This window comes from Variovorax defluvii (genome assembly GCF_039541515.1).
In the GTDB taxonomy this organism is placed as follows: domain Bacteria; phylum Pseudomonadota; class Gammaproteobacteria; order Burkholderiales; family Burkholderiaceae_C; genus Variovorax; species Variovorax defluvii.
The window spans coordinates 42,578-61,842 of the sequence record NZ_BAABGJ010000058.1; the positions used below are offsets into that span (position 1 = coordinate 42,578).

Below are 19,265 nucleotides of genomic sequence, written 5' to 3' on the forward strand. Positions count from 1 at the left end.
GGGAAAGCAAGGTGGATCTTGGATTGCAGGGGAAGGTCGCGCTCGTGACCGGCGCCAGCGCCGGCATCGGACGCGGCACTGCGAAGGCACTGGCCAGGGAAGGCGCCACGACGGTGGTGGTCGCGCGCCGCAAGGAGCTTCTGGAGAGCCTGAGCCGCGAGATCGAGGAAACCGGCGCGGCGGCGCCGATGGTCATCTGTACCGATCTCACGCAGCCCGATGCGCCCGCCGGGCTGGCCGGACGCGTGCTCGACGCCTTCGGCCGCGTGGACATCCTCGTGAACAACGCGGGCGGCTCACGCCCGCTGACGATCTCGTCGACCGAGGAGGAATGGGACGAGGCCATCACGCTGAACCTCACGTCGCTGCGGCGGCTGGGCCACGCGGTGCTGCCGTCGATGCTGCAGCAGCGCTGGGGCCGCATCATCAATATCACCGGCTCGTTCGAGCCGCCTACGGTCAATGGCGCCAACATCGCGAAGGCCGGCGTGCATGCGTGGGCCAAGGGCCTTTCGCGCGAAGTGGCGGCGCAGTGCGTGACGGTGAACTGCATCATGCCGGGGCGCATCCACAGCGAGCAGATCGACGAGCGCATGTACCCCACCGAGGAGGCCCGCGAGGCCTTCATCCGCGCGAGTGTGCCCGCCGGCTACTTCGGCGAGCCCGAGGACGTGGCGAACGTCGTCACGTTCCTCGCCTCCGAGCGCGCGCGCTACGTGACCGGGCAGCGTCTGTACGTCGACGGCGGCATGCACCGCGCGCTTTAGGAAGGACGCCAGGCTTGCTCGCATCGATCCCGAACGCGCGCCAGGTCGACTCCGCCTACAGCTGGGCCGTGGCGCTCGCCACGCTGGCGATGGCGTCGCTCAGCTTCGGCGCAGTCACGTCGGTACCGATCCTCTTCGGCCTGATCGCGCAGGACTTCGGCTGGGAGCATGGCCGCGTGGCGCTGGTGCACACCGCCGCGATGGCCTGCGCGGGGCTGGGCTCCATCGTGCTCGGGCGCCTGCTCGACCGGCGCGGGTTCTTCCCGATCGCGGTGTCCGCGGCGATCGCGACGGGGACAGGCCTGGTGCTGGCCAGCCACGCGAGCTCGTTCTGGCAGATGGCGCTCGCCTTCGGCCTGCTCGTGGGAGGCCTCGGGCAAGGTGCGTTCTTCAGCCCGCTGGCCGCAGCGGTCTCGCACTGGTTCGACAAGCATCGCGGCGTGGCGGTGTCCATCGCGCTGTGCGGCCAGAGCGTGGGCGGCCTCGTGATCCCGCCCCTTCTGCGCGTCGCGGCGGAGCACCACGGCTGGCGCAGCGCGCTGCAAGGCTATGGCCTGATCTGCTCCGGCTGCATGCTCGCCGCTGCCGCGTTCTATCTGCCGTCGCATCCGCCTTCACATGCCGCACCCGACGGAGGCCACGGCCCTGCCAGGCCCACGCACCGCAGCGGCATCACCTTCCTGCTGGGCGCGGCGCTCTACTGCTCGAACACCGCGCTCTTCGGCATCGCGAGCCACATGGTCGCGTACGGCGAAGGCGTCGGGATGGGGCCTGCCGCGGCGGGCGCGCTGATGTCTGCGCTGTTCGGCATCACCCTGTTCTCGCGGCTGGGCGTCGGCGCGTTCCTGGCGCGCGGCGGCGTGTTCCGCGTCATCGTCGCCATGTCGCTGCTGCACATGGCCGGCACATGGATCGTTTTTTCGTCGGGTTCTCCCGCCACGCTGGTGGTCGGCCTGCTGGCGATGGGGCTGGGCTTCGGCGGCTACCTGCCCGCGTTCGGCTCGCTGGTGCGCGGCATCTTTCCGGCGCGGGAGGCCGGCCGCCGCCTTTCCGAGCTGTACCTGCTGGGCTTCTTCGGCGCGGGCACGGGCTCTTGGCTCGTGGGCGCGCTGCGCGACTGGCGCGGCGGACAATGGGACGCCTCCTTTCTCGTGATGGCATCGCTGGCGGCAGTGGGGCCCGCCATCCTGCTGGCGCGGCGCCGTGATTTCGCCCCCGTGAGGACATCGCAATGACCAATGGCACCAGCGCGCACTGGCGCATCGAACCGCTCGCGCTGGGCCGCCGCACCGCGCACCGGGCGTGGTTCTTCTATCTCTCCGAAGACTCGGGCCCGCAGGAGATCGCGTACCGCGCGTGGCTGGTACGCCGCGCAGACGATTGCATCCTGGTGGACACCGGCCCGCCGCTGGACGAAGCGCGAAAGCGCGGCTTGCGCGACACGGTGCGAGTCGACGCCGCGCTGCGCCAACAAGGGGTGGAGGTGGAACAGGTTCGCGACGTCGTTCTGAGCCACCTGCACTGGGACCATGCGGCATCGGCCGACCTGTTCGAGCATGCGCGCTTCCATGTGCAGCGCAGCGAGATCGACTTCTTCCGAGGGCAGGCGCACGATCACCCCGCCACGTCGCGCTTCTTCAGCCATCGGCAGATGCTCACGGCGCTGCTCGACTCGGGGCGCGTGGACCCGGTCGACGGCGAGCGCGACCTTCGCGACGGCGTGCGCCTGCGCCACGTGGGCGGCCATACGCCGGGCTCGCAGATCGTCACCGTGCAGCGCGAGGACGGTCTGGCGGTGATCGCCGCCGATGCCATCCCGCTCAACCGCAACTTCACCGACTTCGTGCCCAACGGCATCCTGGTGAACGTGGTCGATGCCGTCGCCGCGCTCAAGGTGGTGCGCGAACTGAAGCCGGTGGAGATCTACACGGGCCACGACCTCGAACCCAGCCTGCGGCCCGCATGACATCAATGCGCCGGCGCCGCCAGCCTGGCGCGATGCGCTTCGATCGTGCGCAGCGCGGCCAGGCCTCGCGCGGCCTGCGCGAGTTCGTCGAAGACGGGCACGCCGCTGGCCATCGCCTGCGCGCAGTAGTCGCGCTTGCGCTGCTCCGTTTCGGCGTCGCCATCGGAGCGAAGCACCAGCGCGACGTGCAGGCCCGAGCGGTCGGACTCGCGCACGCGCAGCACGGCGCGGATGATGTTGCCCAGCATGTCCACGTGTCGGAAGCCCAGGATCACGGTCATGTTGACGTGGATCACCAACGCGTCCGCATGGCTGCTCGCGGCCACGGTGGCGATGATGCGTTCGGCCACGCGGCCTTCGTCCTGCTGCAATGCGCCCGCGGGCACGTCGATGGGGTTGGCGACGGACGAGCCCGCCGGCAGCTCGAAGGCCTCCAGCTGCTGCAAGGTCGCCGCATCGAAGGCGGCGATGGAAAAGCCCGCGCGGTCGAACGCGTCGCTGCCCAGCACGCTGGTGCCGCCGCCGTTGCCGAAGAGCACGGCGCGAGTCGATGCGGTGGCGCGCGGCGCAAGACATTGCAGCGTCGCCAGCGCGTCGAGGAATTCATCGAGCGTGTCGACCATGGGGGTGCCGGTCTGCCGGCCGAGGGCATCCCACGCCCGCTGGCTGCCCGCGAGCGCACCGGTGTGCGACGCGGCCGCGCGCTGCCCCTGGCTCGTGCGACCGCCCTTGAGCAGCACCACCGGCTTGCGCGCCTTCGCGCGGCGCAGCACATCGAACAGCCTGCGGCCCTCGCGCGTGCTTTCCAGGTACAGGCCGATCACGCGCGTGTTGTCGTCTTCGAGGAAATACTCGATCAGCTCCGAAGCGGCCACGTCGGCGGCATTGCCGATGGTCACGAGCCCGCTGTAGCGCAGGCCGCGGCTCTGGCCGCGCCGGATGATGTCGATGCCCAACCCGCCGCTCTGGCACACGATGCCCACGGGGCCGGCTTCCGGCTGCGTCTTTTCCGTGAAGGTGACGCGCCCCGCGGGTGAATACACACCCAGGCAATTGGGGCCGATCAGGCGCACGCCTGCTTCGCGCGCGGCGGCTGCGAGCTCGCGCTCCAGCGAGGCGCCGCCCCCGGTCTCGCCGAAGCCGCTGGACATCACTTGCGCAAAGCGCACCTTGCCGCGCCCGCTGCGCAGCACATCGGGGGCGTTGCGGGCGGCCACCGCCACATACGCGTAGTCGACGGCCTCCGGCACGTCGGCAAGCGACTTGCAGGCAGACAGGCCCTCGACCTCGGGTGCGGTGGGGTGGATCGGGACGACGCGCCCGGCATAGCCGAAGTTGCGCAGATGGCGGATGAAGCGGTTGCCCCCGCTCACCGACGTGGCCGATGCGCCGACGACGGCGATGCAGGAGGGGCGGAACAAATGCCCGAATTCTTCGAGGATGGCCATGCGTCAGGTGTTGGCGTTCAGGATGAAGCGCGCGTCGACCGCCACTGCGGCGGCCGGCGAGACGATCAGCGGGTTGATGTCGATCTCGGCGAGTTCGCCCTCGCCGCGCATGAGAAGGCCGCATTCGCCGCCGACGCGCATCAGCACGTCGACGATGGCGTCCACGTTCGCGGCTTCACCGCCGCGCGCGCCGTGCAGGAGGGCCGAGCCCTTGAGCTCCTGGAGCATGTCACGCGCATCGCTGCGCGTGATCGGGCAGATGCGGAAGGCGACATCCCTCAGCACTTCGACGAAGATGCCGCCCAGGCCCACCATGACGAGCGGGCCGAACTCCGGGTCCATCGTGCCGCCGACGACCACCTCCGTGCCGCGCGGCGCCATCTCCTCCACCAGCCATGCCTGCGGCTCGATGCCGCGCGAGCGCAGCGTGGCCGCGAGCTCCCGTGCCGTCGAGGCGGCCTCGTCGGGCGAACGCAGGTTCAGCCGCACGCCGCCCACGTCGCTCTTGTGCGAAACGCCCTCGGCCACCAGCTTGAGCACCAGCGGCGCCTGCAGCGTCGCGGCGGCGGCGCGGACGTCCTCACCCGCCTTCACGACCACCGAGCGCGGCACGCGGATGCCCGCTGCCTCCAGGATCGTCTTGCCGGCGGGCTCGTCGAGCGCATGCGCGCCCTGCGCGCGCGCCGCGCGCAGCGTGGCGACGTATTCATCCTGCATCGGGCTGGCCATCAGCTGCTCAGGCTCATGATCGGCGCGCCTTCCGCGATCGGCTGCCCTTCGGTGACGAGGATCTTCTCGACCGTCCCGCTCACCGGCGCAAGCACCGGGATTTCCATCTTCATCGATTCGAGCACCGCGAGCGTGTCATCCTCGGCGACCGAATCGCCCTCGCTCACCATGATCTTCCACACGGACCCGTTCATGTCCGAAAGCACGTTCGTCTGCGCCATTCCAGTACCTCCTTCTCAATATGTCGTGGGCCAGTTGGCCAGCAGATGCTTGCCGACGCCGCTGCCCAGCCGCGTGCGGTGCACTTCGAGCAGGCGCGCGAGCGTCTGCCGCGTGTCGCGCGGGTCGATGACGGCCTGCGTCTCGTACAGCGACGCGAGCCGGTACCCGGAGGTGTCGCGCGACAGCTCCTCGACGAGCGCACGGTACCGCTGGGGATCGTCTTCCTCCTTCACGCCGAAGAGCACGTTCGCACCCACGTTCGGCGCCATGAAGCCCAGGTCGGCCGTCGGCCAGCAGATCACCTCGTCGGAATTGCGGCCGCCGCCCATGTTCAGGTAGGCCTGCCCGTAGCTCTTGCGCATGATCAGCGAAATCTTGGGCACCGTGATGAGCGCCAGCGCATTCATCCAGTTCATGATGCGCCCGGGCGCCGCACGCCGCTCGCCTTCCACGCCGATCAGGAAGCCGGGCTGGTCCACCATGAAGACGATGGGGATGTTGAACGAGTCGCACAGCACGAGGAATCCGATGGCCTTGTTGCACGCATCGACGTCGATGGCGCCGCCCTTGAAGAGCGGGTTGTTCGCCAGGATGCCGACGGAGCGGCCCTCGATGCGCGCGAACGCCGTGCAGATCGAGCGGCCGAACTTCGGCTTCAGCTCCATCATGCTGCCCACGTCGACCACCGTCTCGATGATCTTGCGCACGTCGTAGACCTTCGACGAATCCTCGGGCATCAGCTCCAGGATGCGGCTGCCACGGCCTTCGCTGCCCGCGGGCACCTCGTGCACGGGCGGCGCCTCGTTGTGGTGGCTCGGCAGGTAGCCGAGCCATCTGCGGATCAGGGCGAGCGCCTCGTCATCCGTCTCGACCACGGCGTCGACCAGGCCCGAGGTCTCCGCATGCATCTTCCAGCCGCCGAGTTCTTCCGAATCGATCTCCTGGCGGATGGCCGCCGACGTCACGCGGCCACTGGCCACGGCCATCGTCGCGCCGCGCCGCATCACGACGAAATCGGACAGGCAGGCATACCAGGTGGACGAGCCGTAGCACGCGCCGAGCAGCGCGCTCACCCACGGCGATTCGCGCAGACGGCGGTATTCGTGCGGGTCCTGCCCGAGAATGGCGCGGCCTTCGGCGCCCATGCGGTCCGGCATGCGCGCGCCAGTCGACTCGCCGAGCATCACGAGCGGCATGCCGGACTTCGACGCGACCTCGCGCATGTGGCGGATCTTCTTGCCGTTGACCACCGAGCTGGATGCGCCGAGCACGGTGAAGTCGTTCGACACCACCGCGACGGGGCGGCCTTCCACCTCGCCGAAGCCCGCGATCTTCGAATCGGCGGGCGTGCGCTCGCGCATCTCGGGGCGATGCGAGGTGGCGAACAGGCCGCTTTCGATCCAGCTGTCCGCATCGAGCAGCGCGCCCAGGCGCTCGCGCGCGTTCATGTGCCCCTCGGCCTTGCGCCTGGCGAGCTTTTCGGGGCCCCCCATGCCCAGCGCCTTCTGCTTCGCCTGCTCGAACGCGGCGAGCATCTTCTCGTGTGCCATATCTGTTTCCTAGAGCATGTGGCGCATCGGATGCTGCGCGTACATTTTGTCCTTGACGAATTGCGTGCTGACGTCGGCCGCCGCGAAGGCAGGTTCGTCCAGCAGGCGCTGGTGGAATTCACGCGTGGTCTTGACGCCCGACAGCTGCAGCTCGGCCAGCGCGCGACGCATGCGGGCGATGGCCGCGTCACGGTTGTCGTCCCAAACGACGAGCTTCGCGACGAGCGAGTCGTAGTACGGCGGCAGCTCGTACGAGGCGAAAGCGTGCGAGTCCACGCGCACGCCCGGGCCGGCGGGCCACACCAGTTCGGTGATCTTTCCGGGGCGCGGCAGGAACCCTTTCTCGGAATCCTCTGCATTGATGCGGCATTCGATCGCGTGGCCGTGGAACCTCACGTCGGCCTGCTTCATCGGCAGCGGCTCACCGGCCGCGATGCGAAGTTGCAGCTTCACGAGGTCCACGCCCGTGACCGCCTCGGTCACCGGGTGCTCGACCTGGATGCGGGTGTTCATCTCGATGAAGAAGAACTCCTGGCGCGCCGCATCGACGATGAATTCCAGCGTGCCGGCGCTGCGGTAGTTCACGGAGCGCGCCAGGTCGCAGGCTGCCTTCGTCATTCGCTCGCGCAGCTGCGGCGTCACGATGGGCGAGGGGCTTTCCTCCAGCAGCTTTTGGTGGCGGCGCTGGATGGTGCAATCGCGCTCGCCGAAGTGGACGACGTCCTTGCCGTCGCCGACCACCTGGACTTCCACGTGGCGCACGGGCGAGATGTAGCGCTCGATGTAGACCGCGCCGCTGCCGAAAGCCGCGGCCGCTTCGGACGACGCGCGCTCCAGTCCTTCGCGCAGTTGTTTCTCGCTTTCCATCACGCGCATGCCGCGGCCGCCGCCGCCGGCCGACGCCTTCACGAGCACCGGGTAGCCGATGCCATTGGCAAGGCGCACCGCTTCTTCCACGTCGGCCACCGGGTCGGGCGAGCCCTGCGCCACCGGCACGCCCGCTTCCATCGCGAGCTTGCGCGCGGCGGCCTTGTCGCCCATCAGGCGGATCGCCTGCGGATCGGGCCCGACGTAGGTGAGGCCCGCGGCGATCACCGCTTCGGCGAACTCGGCGTTCTCCGACAGGAAGCCGTAGCCGGGATGCACGGCATCGACCTTCGCCATCTGCGCAGCCTGGATCAGCGCGTTGCGATTGAGGTAGCTCTCGGCGGGCGTCGCGCCACCGATGCAGATGGACCGGTCGGCCAGGCGCACCGGCAGCGAATCCTTGTCGGCGCTGGAATACACCTGCACGGCTTCGATGCCAAGCTCGCGGCAGGCGCGGATGACTCGCAGGGCGATTTCGCCACGGTTGGCGACGAGGACACTTTTCAAGGTCATGGGTCTGCTCATGGAGGTGGCGGAATCACGCGCTGCTGCACGAGGCCGCCGATGAGGTCACGGAACATGTCGGAGGCATCGAGCACCTCGGTCCAGCCCGCGCGCCGGGCTTTCGCAAGGCTCGACACCTGGTCGTAGGGCGCCGAATAGGCCCAGTCGGCGAATGGCCACCCGACGAGCTGGTCGAGCGTGTAGGGCTTCAGCCCGTACTCTTCGCGCATCCGGGCCCACAGCGGCTCCTTGTCCGCCATGGTGCGCACCAGGTTGACCTGCTGCGGCTCGCCGGGCTCCATGCCGAAGGTCTGCGCGATGGCCGGCCAGATGTTCTTCCAGCGCTCGGGCTCGCCGTTGGTCATGTTGAACGCTTCGTTCTCGCACGCCTGCGTGGTCGCAGCCCACTCCATTGCGCGGGCCAGCAGGCGCGCGTCGGTGAACTGGTAAAGGGCGCAGAACGCCTGCGCGTTGCCGGCGAAGCGCAGGGGCAGGCCGAGCTCGCGTGAGATCGTCGCGTAGATCGACAGCGCCATCAGGTGGTTCATCGGGCTGCCGACGGAAAAGCCGCAGATGCAGTGCGGACGCAGCGCCGACCAGCTCCAGCGCTTGCCGCGCTGCCGTGCGGCCAGCCAGTCCTGCTGGTCGTAGTAGAAGTTGGGCGGCATGTGGCGCGCATCATCCTCGCGGGCTGGCGTGCGGTAAGGACCGAGGTGATTGCCGTACCACTTGCTGCCCTGCATCAGTTGCACGTGCGCCAGACGCGGGGCTGCCGCTTCCAGCGCCTCGACGAGGTGCACCACCATCGCCAGATTGGGGGCCACTTCTTCCGCAGCCGCCGCACGCGCCGCATAGGCGGCGTAGAAGACGTGCGTGGCGCCATCGAGTTCACGCAGAGCCTTGCGGGTGTTGTCCGCATCGAGAAGGTCCACCTGCACCTGGCGAACGCCGGGCCCGAGGTCGAGCGTGCGCCGCGACAGCGCGACGATGTCCCACCCGCCGCTGGCGCGCAGTTGGTCGACCAGCGCGCGCCCGACGATGCCCAGTGCGCCCGCGATGACTGCGGTCTTCGTGGCCACCGCGCGCCTCAGGCCAGGCCGAGCAGCTTGGCCGCGTTGTCGAACAGCACCTTGTCGATGATGTCCTTGCGCCAGCCCAGGTCGAGGAAGTCGCGCACCGAATCCTGTATGTCGCGCACCGGGTAGGCCGTGCCGAAAAGCGTGCGGTCTTCCAGGAACAGGTTCGCCCCCTTCACGTAGCTCTCGGCGCAGATCATTCCGGCCGTGCTCGCGTACAGGTCGGGGGACACATAGATGTTCGGGCAAGCGAGCGCCACCACGACCATCTCATCGGCGTACGGCCATGCGGCGTGCGACACGATGATCTTCAGCGCCTTATAGCGCTGCGCCACCATCTGGATCGACGTGGGGCGCGACCAGGTGATCTCGTGGCCCGCGAGCGCGCAGAGCAGGCCCGACAGCGAGATGGACACCGGCAGGTTCAGCTCCAGCGCCAGCTCGTACACCGGATCGAGCGATGGATCGTTCGACCAGCGCGGCACCTTGCCCGAGCCAGGCTCGATCGAGATGCCCTTCACGCCGCGCGAATGCGCCAGTTCGCGGATCTCGGCGAGGCTTTCGGGAATGGCTTCCATATCCACGCCGAGGAAGCCGACGAAGCGCTTCGGATACGTTTCAAGCAGGTCCACGATCTCCTTGTTCGAGACGCCGCCAAGGTTGCCCGCACCGCTGGAGGCACGACCCATGGCCACCCCCCACTTCACGCCGGCCGAATCCATTTCCTCGAAGAGGATGTCGACGTCTTCGAGCCACGCCGAGCGCGCACCCTTGAAGGATATGCACTTGCGCGGGTAGTGCATGGCGGTGCGGAAGACGGAGCCCTTCGTCCACGCCTCGACGGGCGGGCGCAAGCGCATGTCGATGATCTGCATGGATCTCTCTCCTTCAGTAGATGCGTTTCGCGACGATCGCGTAGCGGTTGTCGACGCCTCGCTCATTGGCTTCGGCCTGCGACCTCTGCCCTTCGGCGCTGTCGCGCCATGCGAGCGTCGCGTCGATGTCGTCGCTGTCGATGAGCGCGATGTACTTTCTGCAGCCTTCGGGCCCCGCAACCGCTTCGTAGCGACGCACTTCGGTCACGCCCGGCGTGCGCAGGACCTCGTCATAGTGCGGTCCGTGCATCCAGGCGTCGGCCTCGGACGGGGCGTCGTACATGACGATCACGGTGCCTTTGTTGCGCATGCAGGTCTCTTCGGGTGGGTGTTCAGATCGCCGCGCGCGCGGGCGCGTGGCGCGTGATGCTCAGGCGCGAGTTGCCGCGCTCCAGCTCGAAAATCGCAAGCCCCGGCCGCCTGGCGAGTTCTTCCACGAGACGCGGCACGGCGCCGTTCGGGGGCACGGAGACCTTCAGAGGCTTGGCCGCGAAGGTCTTGTCGACGTCGTCGGCGGGGAACATGTAGCGCAGCAGGCGCTCGTCGTCGCTCGCGTTCGGGTACGCCTTGCGCAGACCCGGCAAGGCCGGGGCCATCGGCTCTCGCTCGAGCGGGATCTTCGGCGAACCGTTGGCGACGATGCGGTCCAGCGCCTGCGGGTCCACCGGCCCGAGCAGTTTGCCGAAGTGGCCCAGCGCATACATCTTCACCTCGTCGGGCACGACGCGGTAGCGCTCTCCGTTGACCACGTTCAGCATGGCCTGCACGGCGATGATCTGCGAGAACGGCGTGACCATGATCGGCCACGCGAGGTCCTGGCGGACCCGCGCGATCTCCTCGAGGATCTCGTCGAAGCGGTCCTCCAGGCCCGACTGCTTCAGCTGGAAGCGCCAGTTGGCCATCATCCCGCCGGGCATCTGGTGTTTGTAGTGGAAGAGGTCGTACTCCATCGGCTCGCCGCGCGGGAAGCCCTCGCGCTCGGCGAGCTGTTCGAGGTAGCCGCTGACTTCGTCGATGAGGGCCATGTCGAGGCGCGTGGCGAAGCCGGCGTGCGCAAGGTTCTTCACCATGCCCTGCGTCGACGGCTGGGCGGGGCCACTGGCGAGCGGCGCGATCGAGGTGTGGATCTGGTCGGCGCCCAGGCGCGCCGCTTCGAGGCACACGAGCTGCGCGAGCCCGGTGTTGCAGTGCGTGTGCACCTCCAGCGGGACCTTGCCGATCACCGCCTTGAGCGCGGGCACGATCGTGCGGATGCGGTCGGGCGTGAGCAGCGCGCCCGAGTCCTTCAGCATGATGCCGTCCACGCCCAGCTCCACGAGCTTCTTCGCCGACCGTGCGTACAGTTCATCGGTGTGCAGCGGGCTTTCGCAGAACACCAGCGCGCCGATCGACTGGATGCCCACCTTCTTGGCGTGGCGGATGCTCACGGACATGTTGTCCGTGTCGAGCAGCGAGTCGAGCGTGCCGACCACGCGGAAGCCGTTGGCCGCCAGCCGCTCGATCCACAGCTCCACCATGTCGTCGGGCGCCATGCTGAAGCCGACCAGGCTCTTGCTGCGGCAGTAGCCGCGCAGCGGCGTGTTTCTGAATCGCGAGCGGAAGTAGCGGCCCTTCTCGAACGGGTCTTCGCGCAGGTAGCGCACGCACACGTCGAACTGCACGGGCGCCATGAAGTCGATCATGTCGAAGCCCGCGTTGTCCAGCTGGTCGGCGATCGGGTCCATCATGGCCGCCGTCATGCGCGTCGTCCACAGGCATTGCTGCGCGTCGCGCAGCGTGGTGTCGATGATGCCGATGGGGCGCGTCATTCCGGCCTCACGCGGACCAGGACCGCGTCATGTTCCACCATCGAGCCGTTCTCGGCGACGATCTCCACGACGGTGCCGTTCACACCGGCGGGCACGGTGTTGAACAGCTTCATCACTTCCATCACGCCGATCGTGTCTTCGGCGCGCACCTTCGAGCCGACATCGACGTACGCCGGTTCGCTGGGCGAGGACGCACGGTAGAAGCGGCCCAGCATGGGCGCGCGCACGTCGACCAGGCCGGCCTCGGCAGATGTACCGGATGCCGCCGCGGGCTTCGCGGCCGGCCGCGCGGGAGCCGCTTGCTCAGGCGGTGCCGACGCGGCCGCTTGCGGGGCCGGCATCGGTGCGGGTTGCGCGGGTTGCGGCGCTTGCGCGGGCGAGAAGTGCGACGTGCCGGCGCACGCCAGCGAGGGGTCGCCGAACTTGCGCACGTGCAGTTTCATGTCGCCCACTTCGAGGCGCACTTCGATGTCGTTCAGGCGGTCGACGATGTCGAGGATGCGCTCGACTTCGGTCTGGCTGAGATCGGCTATGGACTTCACGGGGATCAGCTTTGCTTGTAGGGGGTGATCGCCGCCACTTCGGCGACGAGCGCCGCCGCGTCGGGCAGGGTTGCAAGATGGCGCAGCATCTCGATGGAGCTTGCGACCCGGTCGGGGGTCAGCAGGTCGTCCACGCAGCCGTGGTACTTCGGCGCGCACTCGTCGAAGCTGTAGAGCGCGGGCGGCTGGCCCTTGGCCGTTTTCGGCTCGCGCACGATCACTTCACCGCTGGCCAGCGTGTAGGTGATGCGCGGATCCCAACCGGTCGGCGTCCAGCCCCACTCCTCGCGCACGATCGTCTTGACCTTCGGGCGGAAGCGGCGGAAGCGCTCGTCCTCGATGCGTTCGCGCGAGAAGCTCGCGGGGCCGATGTGCGCTTCGAGTACGCCCAGCGCCACCGCGTGCGGCAGGCTAAACTGCGCCTCGATCTCGTTGCGCGGCTCGGGGTGCTGCACGACGGTGGGGAAGAAGGCGTTCACCTCCACTTCGACCTTCGCGATGTCATCGGCGCCCAGGCGGCGCTCGCGCGTGAGATCCTGCGCGCTTTCGATCATGCGCTGCAGGTGGTAGCAGCACGGGTACGACTTGATCCCGACTTCAAAGATGCGGTAGGGCTTGCCCCACTCCGAGAGGATCTTCTCCGGTGCCTGGACCTTGCCGCCGGTGATCATGTTCATCAGCCCGCGCGGCGCTTCGAGCACGTCGGACTGCCCGTTCATGCCCTCTTTGGCCATGAAGGCCGCGGCAATGCCGTTGCGCGCCGAGAAGCCCATCTCGACGATGTGCGCGGCGGTGCCCGTCTGGTAGCCGATACCGCCGCCTTGCGAGGCCGCGATGCTGATCGCGTCGGCCGTCTGCTTCGCGTCGAGGCCGAGCAGCTTTGCCGCCGCGACCGCCACGCCGATGGAGCCCGCAAGGCTGAGCACCATGTAGCCGATCCTGCGGGCTTCGCGGCAGGCCAGCCCGATGCGCGCCTGCGCTTCATAGCCGGCGACGAAGGCTTCGATCACCCGCGAGCCCGGCGAGTGCAGGTGCTCGGCGAGCGCGAAGATCGGTGGGAAGAGCGTGTAGCTCGAAACCGCCTCGGGGAAGCTGTCGTCCTCGTACTCCGTGGCATGCGCGAACGTGCCGTTGGCAAAGCCCGCGAGTTCGACCGACGTCCGCAGGCCGGCGCCCAACACCGTGGCCTGCGGCTCGCCGCCCTGGCGCCTGACATAGCGGATGGCCTCCGCTCCGCCGGTGCAGCGGTGGCCGGACACCATCGCGCCCAGTGCACTCATGGCCAGGGTCGCCGAGTAGTCGACGGCCTCCTTGGGCAAGTTCTCGATGCGCGTGGCCGCGACGCGCTCCGCTATTCCTTCAGTGATTCGCACGCTGTCTCCTGCATGATTTCGGAATAGTATGACTCATATATATGTTTGAAAATAGCAAGGGATAACCCGGCGAACGTTCGTGCCGAGGTGGGGCCCGGCTTAGCTGCGCGAACCGCCGGTCTCGTCCACGAACTCGTACTTTTCGGTGTGGAGGAGCGAACGGCGCAGCTCGACGGGCTGGTTCTCGAACGTGTAGGCCACGCGCACGATCTCCAGCAGCGGCGTGCCGAGCGCGATGTCGAGCTTCTTGGCGGTCACCGCGTCGGCAGGCACGGAACTCAGCTGGTCCACGGTGCGCGCGACCGTGACGCCGAAACCATCGCGGTACAGGTCATAGATGGTCGAGTCGCGCTTGACGAACTGCGCGTGCGTGAGCGTCGGGAACAGCGCCTTGGGGATCTGCAGCGCATCGAGCAGGGTGGGCTCACCGCCCAGCAGCATGACGTTGAGCACGTCGTACACCGGATCGCCGGTGCGAATCTTGAGCCGCTCGGCCGTGCGCGCGCCGGCCTTCGATTCCTCGAAGCGCAGCGTCTGCACGATCGGGATCTCGCGCTCGCCGTCCTTGCGCACGATGTGCCAGAAGGAGTTGAGCATGCGCGCCGAATCGAACGGGGCCAGGAACGTGCCGCGGCCCTGCTGCCGCACCAGCACCTTCTCCGCCACGAGATCGGCCATCGCGCGGCGCACGGTCCCGATGCTCACGTTGTAGCGCTCGGACAGCTCCTTCTCGGTAGGCAGTGCCATGCCGGCCTGTACCTTGCCGCCGCTGATCGCGCGAATGAGTTCCAGCTTGATGCTCTGGTAGAGCGGCACGGGGCCGTGGCCCATGTCGACGAGCACGTCCCGGCGCGTGCCGTCGCGCGTGGGCGTCTCGGGGGCGGCCTGGCGGGCCTCGGTCGCGGCGGCGGCTGTCTTCTCGGTTTTCTTCGTGCTCGGCATCTCGGCCGTATTCTGACCGAGTCCCACCGTGAGACGCGCGAACGCGTCGTCCTCCTTCACGCAGCCTCCAGCACACGCACCGGGCCGCTGAGACCGTGGCAGGCCACGCTGTCGACCGAGACCGTCTCGGCGTTCTCCGGGTCGATGCGGACGATCCAGCCGCCCTTGCCGGTCGCGACCATCTCCCGCGCCGCGGCCTGCGAGCAAAGCTGGGGTCCGCGCACGTTCAGGTCGAACAGCTCGTTCCATACCTCGACCGTGATCTCCGGCGACCCGGCCTTGGGCATGGCGCCAGCGCAATTGACGAACACGTCGAGCCCGCCGAGCCGGCGGCATTCCGCGATCACGGCGTCGATGTCCGAATGGCACGTTCCGTCGCAGGCCAGGCCGGTCACGTGCTCGCCCGAAGCGCACCCGTGGACGTCCGTGGCCACGACGCGCGCTCCGGCTGCGATCCAGGCGTCGATGATCGCGCCGCCGGCGGCGCCTGCTGCGCCGGCCACCCATACGACACGACTCGTACCCATCGGGGTTTGCAAAGGATTCATCGGGTGCCTTCCGTGCTGGGGAGATGGACATATGAATCATCTATATATTTCAGATGAATCGCACAGGGTTTACCCTTAATTCCTGCCCGACCCGCGTGATCGCAAATTTTCTTTCGTTGCACCATTCTGAAATTCTGTTTACATTGGCCGCGACCTGAAAGGGCATCCTCCCCTCTCTCATGCAGCCCTCTTCCACCATCACCGTCGCCCAACGCATCGCCCAGGCCCTGCCGCAGCTCACGCGCTCGCACCGCCAGGTGGCCGACTACGTGCTGGAGCGCCCGCTGCAGGTCGCCACACTCCCCATCGACGAGCTGGCGGCCATGGCCGGTGTATCGGTGGCCACGGCGAACCGCTTCGCGCGGGCGCTGGGCTTCGACGGCTACGCGAGTTTCCGTGCCGAGCTGGTGCGCGGCTTCGAGCCGCTGGTGGCGCCCGTGGAGCGGCTGCGCGGCAACCTGGCCACGCCCTCGACGGTGGCCGAGGTCTTCTCCATGGCGCTGGAAGAAAGCCAGCGCAACATCGAAGGCACCCGCCATGCGCTGGACCCGGCCTCCTGCGAGGCGGCGGTGGAGCGCGTGCTGGCCGCGCGCACGGTCTACGTCGCCGGCTTCGGCGCCAGCGCCTGGCTGGCCGGCCTGCTGCACCACGGGCTGGATGCCTACTGCGCCGACGTGCGCCTGCTGCCCTCGATGAGCGGCGTCACGCACGGCGCGCGCGCCCTCGCGCGCGGCAACGCCCGCGACCTGCTGGTGGCGCTGACCTTTCCGCGCTACCTCACCGACACGCTGGCCCTGACCGGCATCGCCCGCCAGCAAGGCATCGGCGTGCTGGCGCTGACGGACCGGCCCAGTTCGCCGCTGGCGCCGCTGGCCGACATCACGCTCTACGCGCAGACCGAGACGCGCTTCCGCCCCAATTGCGAGACCAGCGTGCTGGCGCTGGTCGAGGCCCTCACGAGTGCCGTGGCACTGCGCGCGCCGGGTGCCTTCCAGGCCGCCAGCAAGGTGGTGCAGACCGTCATGCCCTGGCTGCACGGCGCACAGGATCTGCGTGCAATCCCGGCCGGGATCAGAATGAAGAAGCTCAAGAAGACCACGACCAGGCCGGCACGCCAGCGTCCGGCCGGAAAGTAAAACACCCGATGAGAAGCTCACCCGTGATCGCCATCCATGGCGGCGCCGGCACCATCAGCGCGGCGTCGCTGGACGCCTCGGCCGCGCAGGCTTACCACGACGCGCTGCGCGCCATCGTGCAGGCCGGCCAGTCGCTGCTGCTGAAGGGCGCGCCCGCGCTCGACGCGGTCTGCCTCGCCGTCGAGATGCTGGAGGACTGCCCGCTCTTCAATGCCGGCCACGGCGCGGTCTTCACCGCGGCCGAAACGCACGAGCTCGACGCCGCCGTGATGAACGGCGCCGACCTGCGCGCGGGCGCGGTGGCCGGCGTGAGCCGCATCCGCCGACCGGTGCGCGCGGCCCGTGCGGTGATGGAGGAAGGCGCCCACGTGCTGCTGGCCGGGGCCGGCGCCGAGGCCTTCGCGCGCGAGCACGGACTGGAGATGGTGGAGCCCGGCTACTTCTCCACCGAGGCACGGCGCGCGCAGCTGCACCACGCCAAGGGCGCGAAGCGCGTGCTGCTCGACCACGACGGCGCGGCCGCGGCCGGTGCGCCCCTGGACGAAGGCCGCAAGTTCGGCACCGTCGGCGCCGTGGCGCTGGACCAGCACGGCCACCTCGCGGCCGCCACCTCCACCGGCGGCATGACGAACAAGCGCGTCGGCCGCATCGGCGATTCGCCGCTGATCGGCGCCGGCACCTATGCCGACGACAAGCGCGCCGCCGTCTCCTGCACCGGCAGCGGCGAGATGTTCATCCGCGCGGCCGCCGCCTACGACGTCTGCGCGCGCATGCGCTATGCCGGCCAGTCGCTGGCACAGGCCGCCCAGGCGGTGGTGATGCAGTCGCTGCCGGCCATCGGCGGCAGCGGCGGCTTGATCGCGGTCGACCGGCTGGGCAACGTCTGCATGCCCTTCAACACCGAGGGCATGTACCGCGGCCATGCGCGCGGCACCGATGCGCCGCAAACCGCCATCCACCGATGAGCGCCATCCTTCAACCCTTGACCGCCGGCGGCGCCGCCATGCAGCTGCCCGAGCAGCGCGTGCTCGACGTCGACGACCTCACCGTGCGCTTCGCCACCTCCGAACGCGTTGTCGATGCGGTGCGCCGTGTGTCGCTGCACGTGGACCGCGGCGAGACGCTGGCGATCGTGGGCGAGTCCGGCTCCGGAAAGTCCGTCACCTCGCTCGCGCTGATGCGGCTGGTGGAGTACGGCGGTGGCCGCATCGTCGGCGGACGCCTGGGCTTCCGGCGCCGCAACGGCCAGGTGCTCGACCTGGCCAAGGCCTCCGATGCCACCATGCGCGGCATCCGCGGCGCCGACATCGCGATGATCTTCCAGGAGCCGATGACCTCGCTGAACCCGGTGTTCACCGCCGGCGACCAGATCGCCGAGGCCATCGTCATCCACCAGGGCAAGGACCGCGCCGCCGCGCGCGCCGAGGCGCTGCGCATGCTGGAGCTGGTGCGCATTCCCGAGGCGCGCAACGTGCTCGCGCGCTATCCGCACCAGCTCTCCGGCGGCATGCGCCAGCGGGTGATGATCGCGATGGCGCTGTCCTGCCGGCCCTCGCTGCTGATCGCCGACGAGCCGACCACCGCGCTGGACGTCACCATCCAGGCGCAGATCCTCCAGCTCATCCGCGAGCTGCAGGCCGAGATGCACATGGGCGTGGTCTTCATCACGCACGACATGGGCGTGGTGGCGGAAGTGGCCGACCGCGTGCTGGTGATGTACCGCGGCGACAAGGCCGAGGCCGGGCCGGCGGAGCAGATCTTCAAGGCGCCCCAGCATCCCTACACGCGCGCCCTGCTCTCGGCCGTGCCGCAGCTGGGCGCCATGCGAGGCACCGACCTGCCCGCGCGTTTCGAGCTGCTGCAGGTGGATGCCCAGGGCGTCACCGTGGCGGACCACAGCCCGCAGGACACGGTGCGGCCCGATGCCGAGCCCATTCTGCGGGTGAAGAACCTGATCACGCGCTTCGACCTCAAGAGCGGCCTCTTCGGCCGCGTGACCCGCCGCGTGCACGCGGTGGAAGGCATCAGCTTCGAGCTGAAGCCCGGCGAGACGCTGGCGCTGGTGGGTGAATCGGGTTGCGGAAAGTCCACCACCGGCCGCTCGTTGCTGCGCCTGGTCGAGAGCCAGGGCGGCGAGATCGAGTTCCAGGGCCGCAACGTGCTGGCGCTGCCCACGGGCGAGCTGCAGGCGCTGCGGCGCGACATCCAGTTCATCTTCCAGGACCCCTTCGCCTCGCTCGATCCGCGCCTGACGGTGGGCTTCTCGATCATGGAGCCGCTGCTGGTGCATGGCCTGGCCAAAGGCGCCAAGGCGCAGGAGCGGGTGCGCTGGCTGCTCCAGAAGGTGGGCCTGCCGCCCGAATACGCGCAGCGCTACCCGCACGAGTTCTCCGGCGGCCAGCGCCAGCGCATCGCCATCGCGCGCGCCCTGGCGCTCGACCCGAAGGTGGTGGTGGCCGACGAGTCGGTTTCCGCGCTGGACGTCTCGATCCAGGCCCAGATCGTCAACCTCATGCTGGACCTGCAGCGCGAGCTGGGCGTGGCCTTTCTTTTCATCTCGCACGACATGGCGGTGGTGGAGCGCATCAGTCACCGGGTGGCCGTGATGTACCTCGGCCAGATCGTCGAGATCGGCCCGCGCCGCGCGATCTTCGAGAACCCGCAGCATGCCTACACGAAGCGGCTGATGGCCGCGGTGCCGGTGGCCGACCCGGCCCGCCGCACCCAGAAGCGCCCGCTGCTGCAGGGCGAGGTGCCGAGCCCGGTGCACCCGGCCGGCTACGAGCCGGAGATCCGGCCGCTGGTCGAAGTCGGCCCGGGCCATTTCGTCGCGCGGCATCCGATCGCCGACGGCTTCTGATCTTCTTTTCTTGTTTCCCCCAGTCTCACCCAACGACCTCAAAGGAGTCTTC

At 68.8% G+C, this 19,265-nt stretch carries 19 protein-coding genes; 6 read left to right on the top strand and 13 right to left on the bottom strand.

Going from position 1 to position 19,265, the window contains the following annotated elements:
• Positions 1-23 precede the first annotated feature (23 nt).
• Genes ABEA07_RS18055 through ABEA07_RS18065 form a run of 3 tightly spaced genes read left to right on the top strand, consistent with a single transcriptional unit; the run spans position 24 to position 2,733 of the window.
• Positions 24-767: an SDR family NAD(P)-dependent oxidoreductase gene (locus ABEA07_RS18055; RefSeq protein WP_345539572.1), complete on the top strand. Its 744-nt coding sequence runs from the start codon at positions 24-26 to the stop codon at positions 765-767.
• Positions 768-781: 14 nt separating this feature from the next.
• On the top strand, positions 782-2,002 hold the full coding sequence (locus ABEA07_RS18060) for an MFS transporter (RefSeq protein ID WP_345539573.1): 1,221 nt from the start codon (positions 782-784) through the stop codon (positions 2,000-2,002).
• A complete protein-coding gene (locus ABEA07_RS18065; protein WP_345539574.1) occupies positions 1,999-2,733 on the top strand; it encodes an N-acyl homoserine lactonase family protein in 735 nt (244 codons plus the stop codon). Before ABEA07_RS18060 ends, ABEA07_RS18065 begins: the two co-directional genes overlap by 4 nt.
• A 2-nt stretch (positions 2,734-2,735) precedes the next feature.
• On the opposite strand, the gene ABEA07_RS18070 is transcribed toward ABEA07_RS18065, so the two are convergent.
• From ABEA07_RS18070 to ABEA07_RS18130, 13 genes are all read right to left on the bottom strand, one after another.
• The gene (locus tag ABEA07_RS18070) at positions 2,736-4,181 is read right to left on the bottom strand and encodes a CoA-binding protein (protein ID WP_345539575.1); all 1,446 of its coding nucleotides are present in this window, start codon (positions 4,179-4,181) and stop codon (positions 2,736-2,738) included.
• A 3-nt stretch (positions 4,182-4,184) separates the two neighbouring features.
• Positions 4,185-4,910, bottom strand: a complete 726-nt coding sequence (locus ABEA07_RS18075) for an acetate--CoA ligase family protein (RefSeq protein WP_345539576.1) — start codon at positions 4,908-4,910, stop codon at positions 4,185-4,187.
• Complete coding sequence (locus ABEA07_RS18080; RefSeq protein ID WP_345539577.1) at positions 4,910-5,131, bottom strand: biotin/lipoyl-binding carrier protein; 222 nt, start codon at positions 5,129-5,131, stop codon at positions 4,910-4,912. Before ABEA07_RS18080 ends, ABEA07_RS18075 begins: the two co-directional genes overlap by 1 nt.
• A gap of 15 nt (positions 5,132-5,146) precedes the next feature.
• The gene (locus tag ABEA07_RS18085; protein ID WP_345539578.1) at positions 5,147-6,682 is read right to left on the bottom strand and encodes an acyl-CoA carboxylase subunit beta; all 1,536 of its coding nucleotides are present in this window, start codon (positions 6,680-6,682) and stop codon (positions 5,147-5,149) included.
• A gap of 9 nt (positions 6,683-6,691) precedes the next feature.
• On the bottom strand, positions 6,692-8,062 hold the full coding sequence (accC, locus tag ABEA07_RS18090) for an acetyl-CoA carboxylase biotin carboxylase subunit (RefSeq protein ID WP_345539580.1): 1,371 nt from the start codon (positions 8,060-8,062) through the stop codon (positions 6,692-6,694).
• A gap of 8 nt (positions 8,063-8,070) precedes the next feature.
• Positions 8,071-9,132 carry an SDR family oxidoreductase gene (locus tag ABEA07_RS18095; protein ID WP_345539582.1) on the bottom strand — a complete coding sequence of 354 codons (1,062 nt, stop codon included), beginning with the start codon at positions 9,130-9,132 and terminating at the stop codon, positions 8,071-8,073.
• Between the two features lie 8 nt (positions 9,133-9,140).
• Positions 9,141-10,004 (bottom strand): amidohydrolase family protein, encoded by an 864-nt coding sequence (locus ABEA07_RS18100; protein ID WP_345539583.1) that lies wholly within the window; start codon positions 10,002-10,004, stop codon positions 9,141-9,143.
• 13 nt (positions 10,005-10,017) lie between these two features.
• Positions 10,018-10,314 carry a hypothetical protein gene (locus ABEA07_RS18105; RefSeq protein ID WP_345539584.1) on the bottom strand — a complete coding sequence of 99 codons (297 nt, stop codon included), beginning with the start codon at positions 10,312-10,314 and terminating at the stop codon, positions 10,018-10,020.
• 22 nt (positions 10,315-10,336) lie between these two features.
• Entirely contained in the window at positions 10,337-11,812 is a 1,476-nt protein-coding gene (locus tag ABEA07_RS18110) for a carboxylase (protein ID WP_345539585.1), read from the bottom strand.
• Complete coding sequence (locus ABEA07_RS18115) at positions 11,809-12,354, bottom strand: acetyl-CoA carboxylase biotin carboxyl carrier protein (RefSeq protein ID WP_345539586.1); 546 nt, start codon at positions 12,352-12,354, stop codon at positions 11,809-11,811. The genes ABEA07_RS18110 and ABEA07_RS18115 overlap by 4 nt, the downstream gene beginning before the upstream one ends.
• A 5-nt stretch (positions 12,355-12,359) precedes the next feature.
• The gene (locus ABEA07_RS18120) at positions 12,360-13,727 is read right to left on the bottom strand and encodes an MmgE/PrpD family protein (protein ID WP_345539588.1); all 1,368 of its coding nucleotides are present in this window, start codon (positions 13,725-13,727) and stop codon (positions 12,360-12,362) included.
• 99 nt (positions 13,728-13,826) lie between these two features.
• A complete protein-coding gene (locus ABEA07_RS18125; protein WP_345539590.1) occupies positions 13,827-14,729 on the bottom strand; it encodes a GntR family transcriptional regulator in 903 nt (300 codons plus the stop codon).
• On the bottom strand, positions 14,726-15,217 hold the full coding sequence (locus tag ABEA07_RS18130; RefSeq protein ID WP_345539592.1) for an SDR family NAD(P)-dependent oxidoreductase: 492 nt from the start codon (positions 15,215-15,217) through the stop codon (positions 14,726-14,728). The genes ABEA07_RS18125 and ABEA07_RS18130 overlap by 4 nt, the downstream gene beginning before the upstream one ends.
• A gap of 179 nt (positions 15,218-15,396) precedes the next feature.
• On the opposite strand from ABEA07_RS18130, the gene ABEA07_RS18135 reads away from it, so the two are divergent.
• Genes ABEA07_RS18135 through ABEA07_RS18145 form a run of 3 tightly spaced genes read left to right on the top strand, consistent with a single transcriptional unit; the run spans position 15,397 to position 19,213 of the window.
• Positions 15,397-16,353: a MurR/RpiR family transcriptional regulator gene (locus ABEA07_RS18135; RefSeq protein ID WP_345539594.1), complete on the top strand. Its 957-nt coding sequence runs from the start codon at positions 15,397-15,399 to the stop codon at positions 16,351-16,353.
• An 8-nt stretch (positions 16,354-16,361) separates the two neighbouring features.
• Positions 16,362-17,318: an isoaspartyl peptidase/L-asparaginase family protein gene (locus ABEA07_RS18140; RefSeq protein ID WP_345539595.1), complete on the top strand. Its 957-nt coding sequence runs from the start codon at positions 16,362-16,364 to the stop codon at positions 17,316-17,318.
• Positions 17,315-19,213 carry a dipeptide ABC transporter ATP-binding protein gene (locus ABEA07_RS18145; protein WP_345539596.1) on the top strand — a complete coding sequence of 633 codons (1,899 nt, stop codon included), beginning with the start codon at positions 17,315-17,317 and terminating at the stop codon, positions 19,211-19,213. The genes ABEA07_RS18140 and ABEA07_RS18145 overlap by 4 nt, the downstream gene beginning before the upstream one ends.
• Positions 19,214-19,265: the final 52 nt, after the last annotated feature.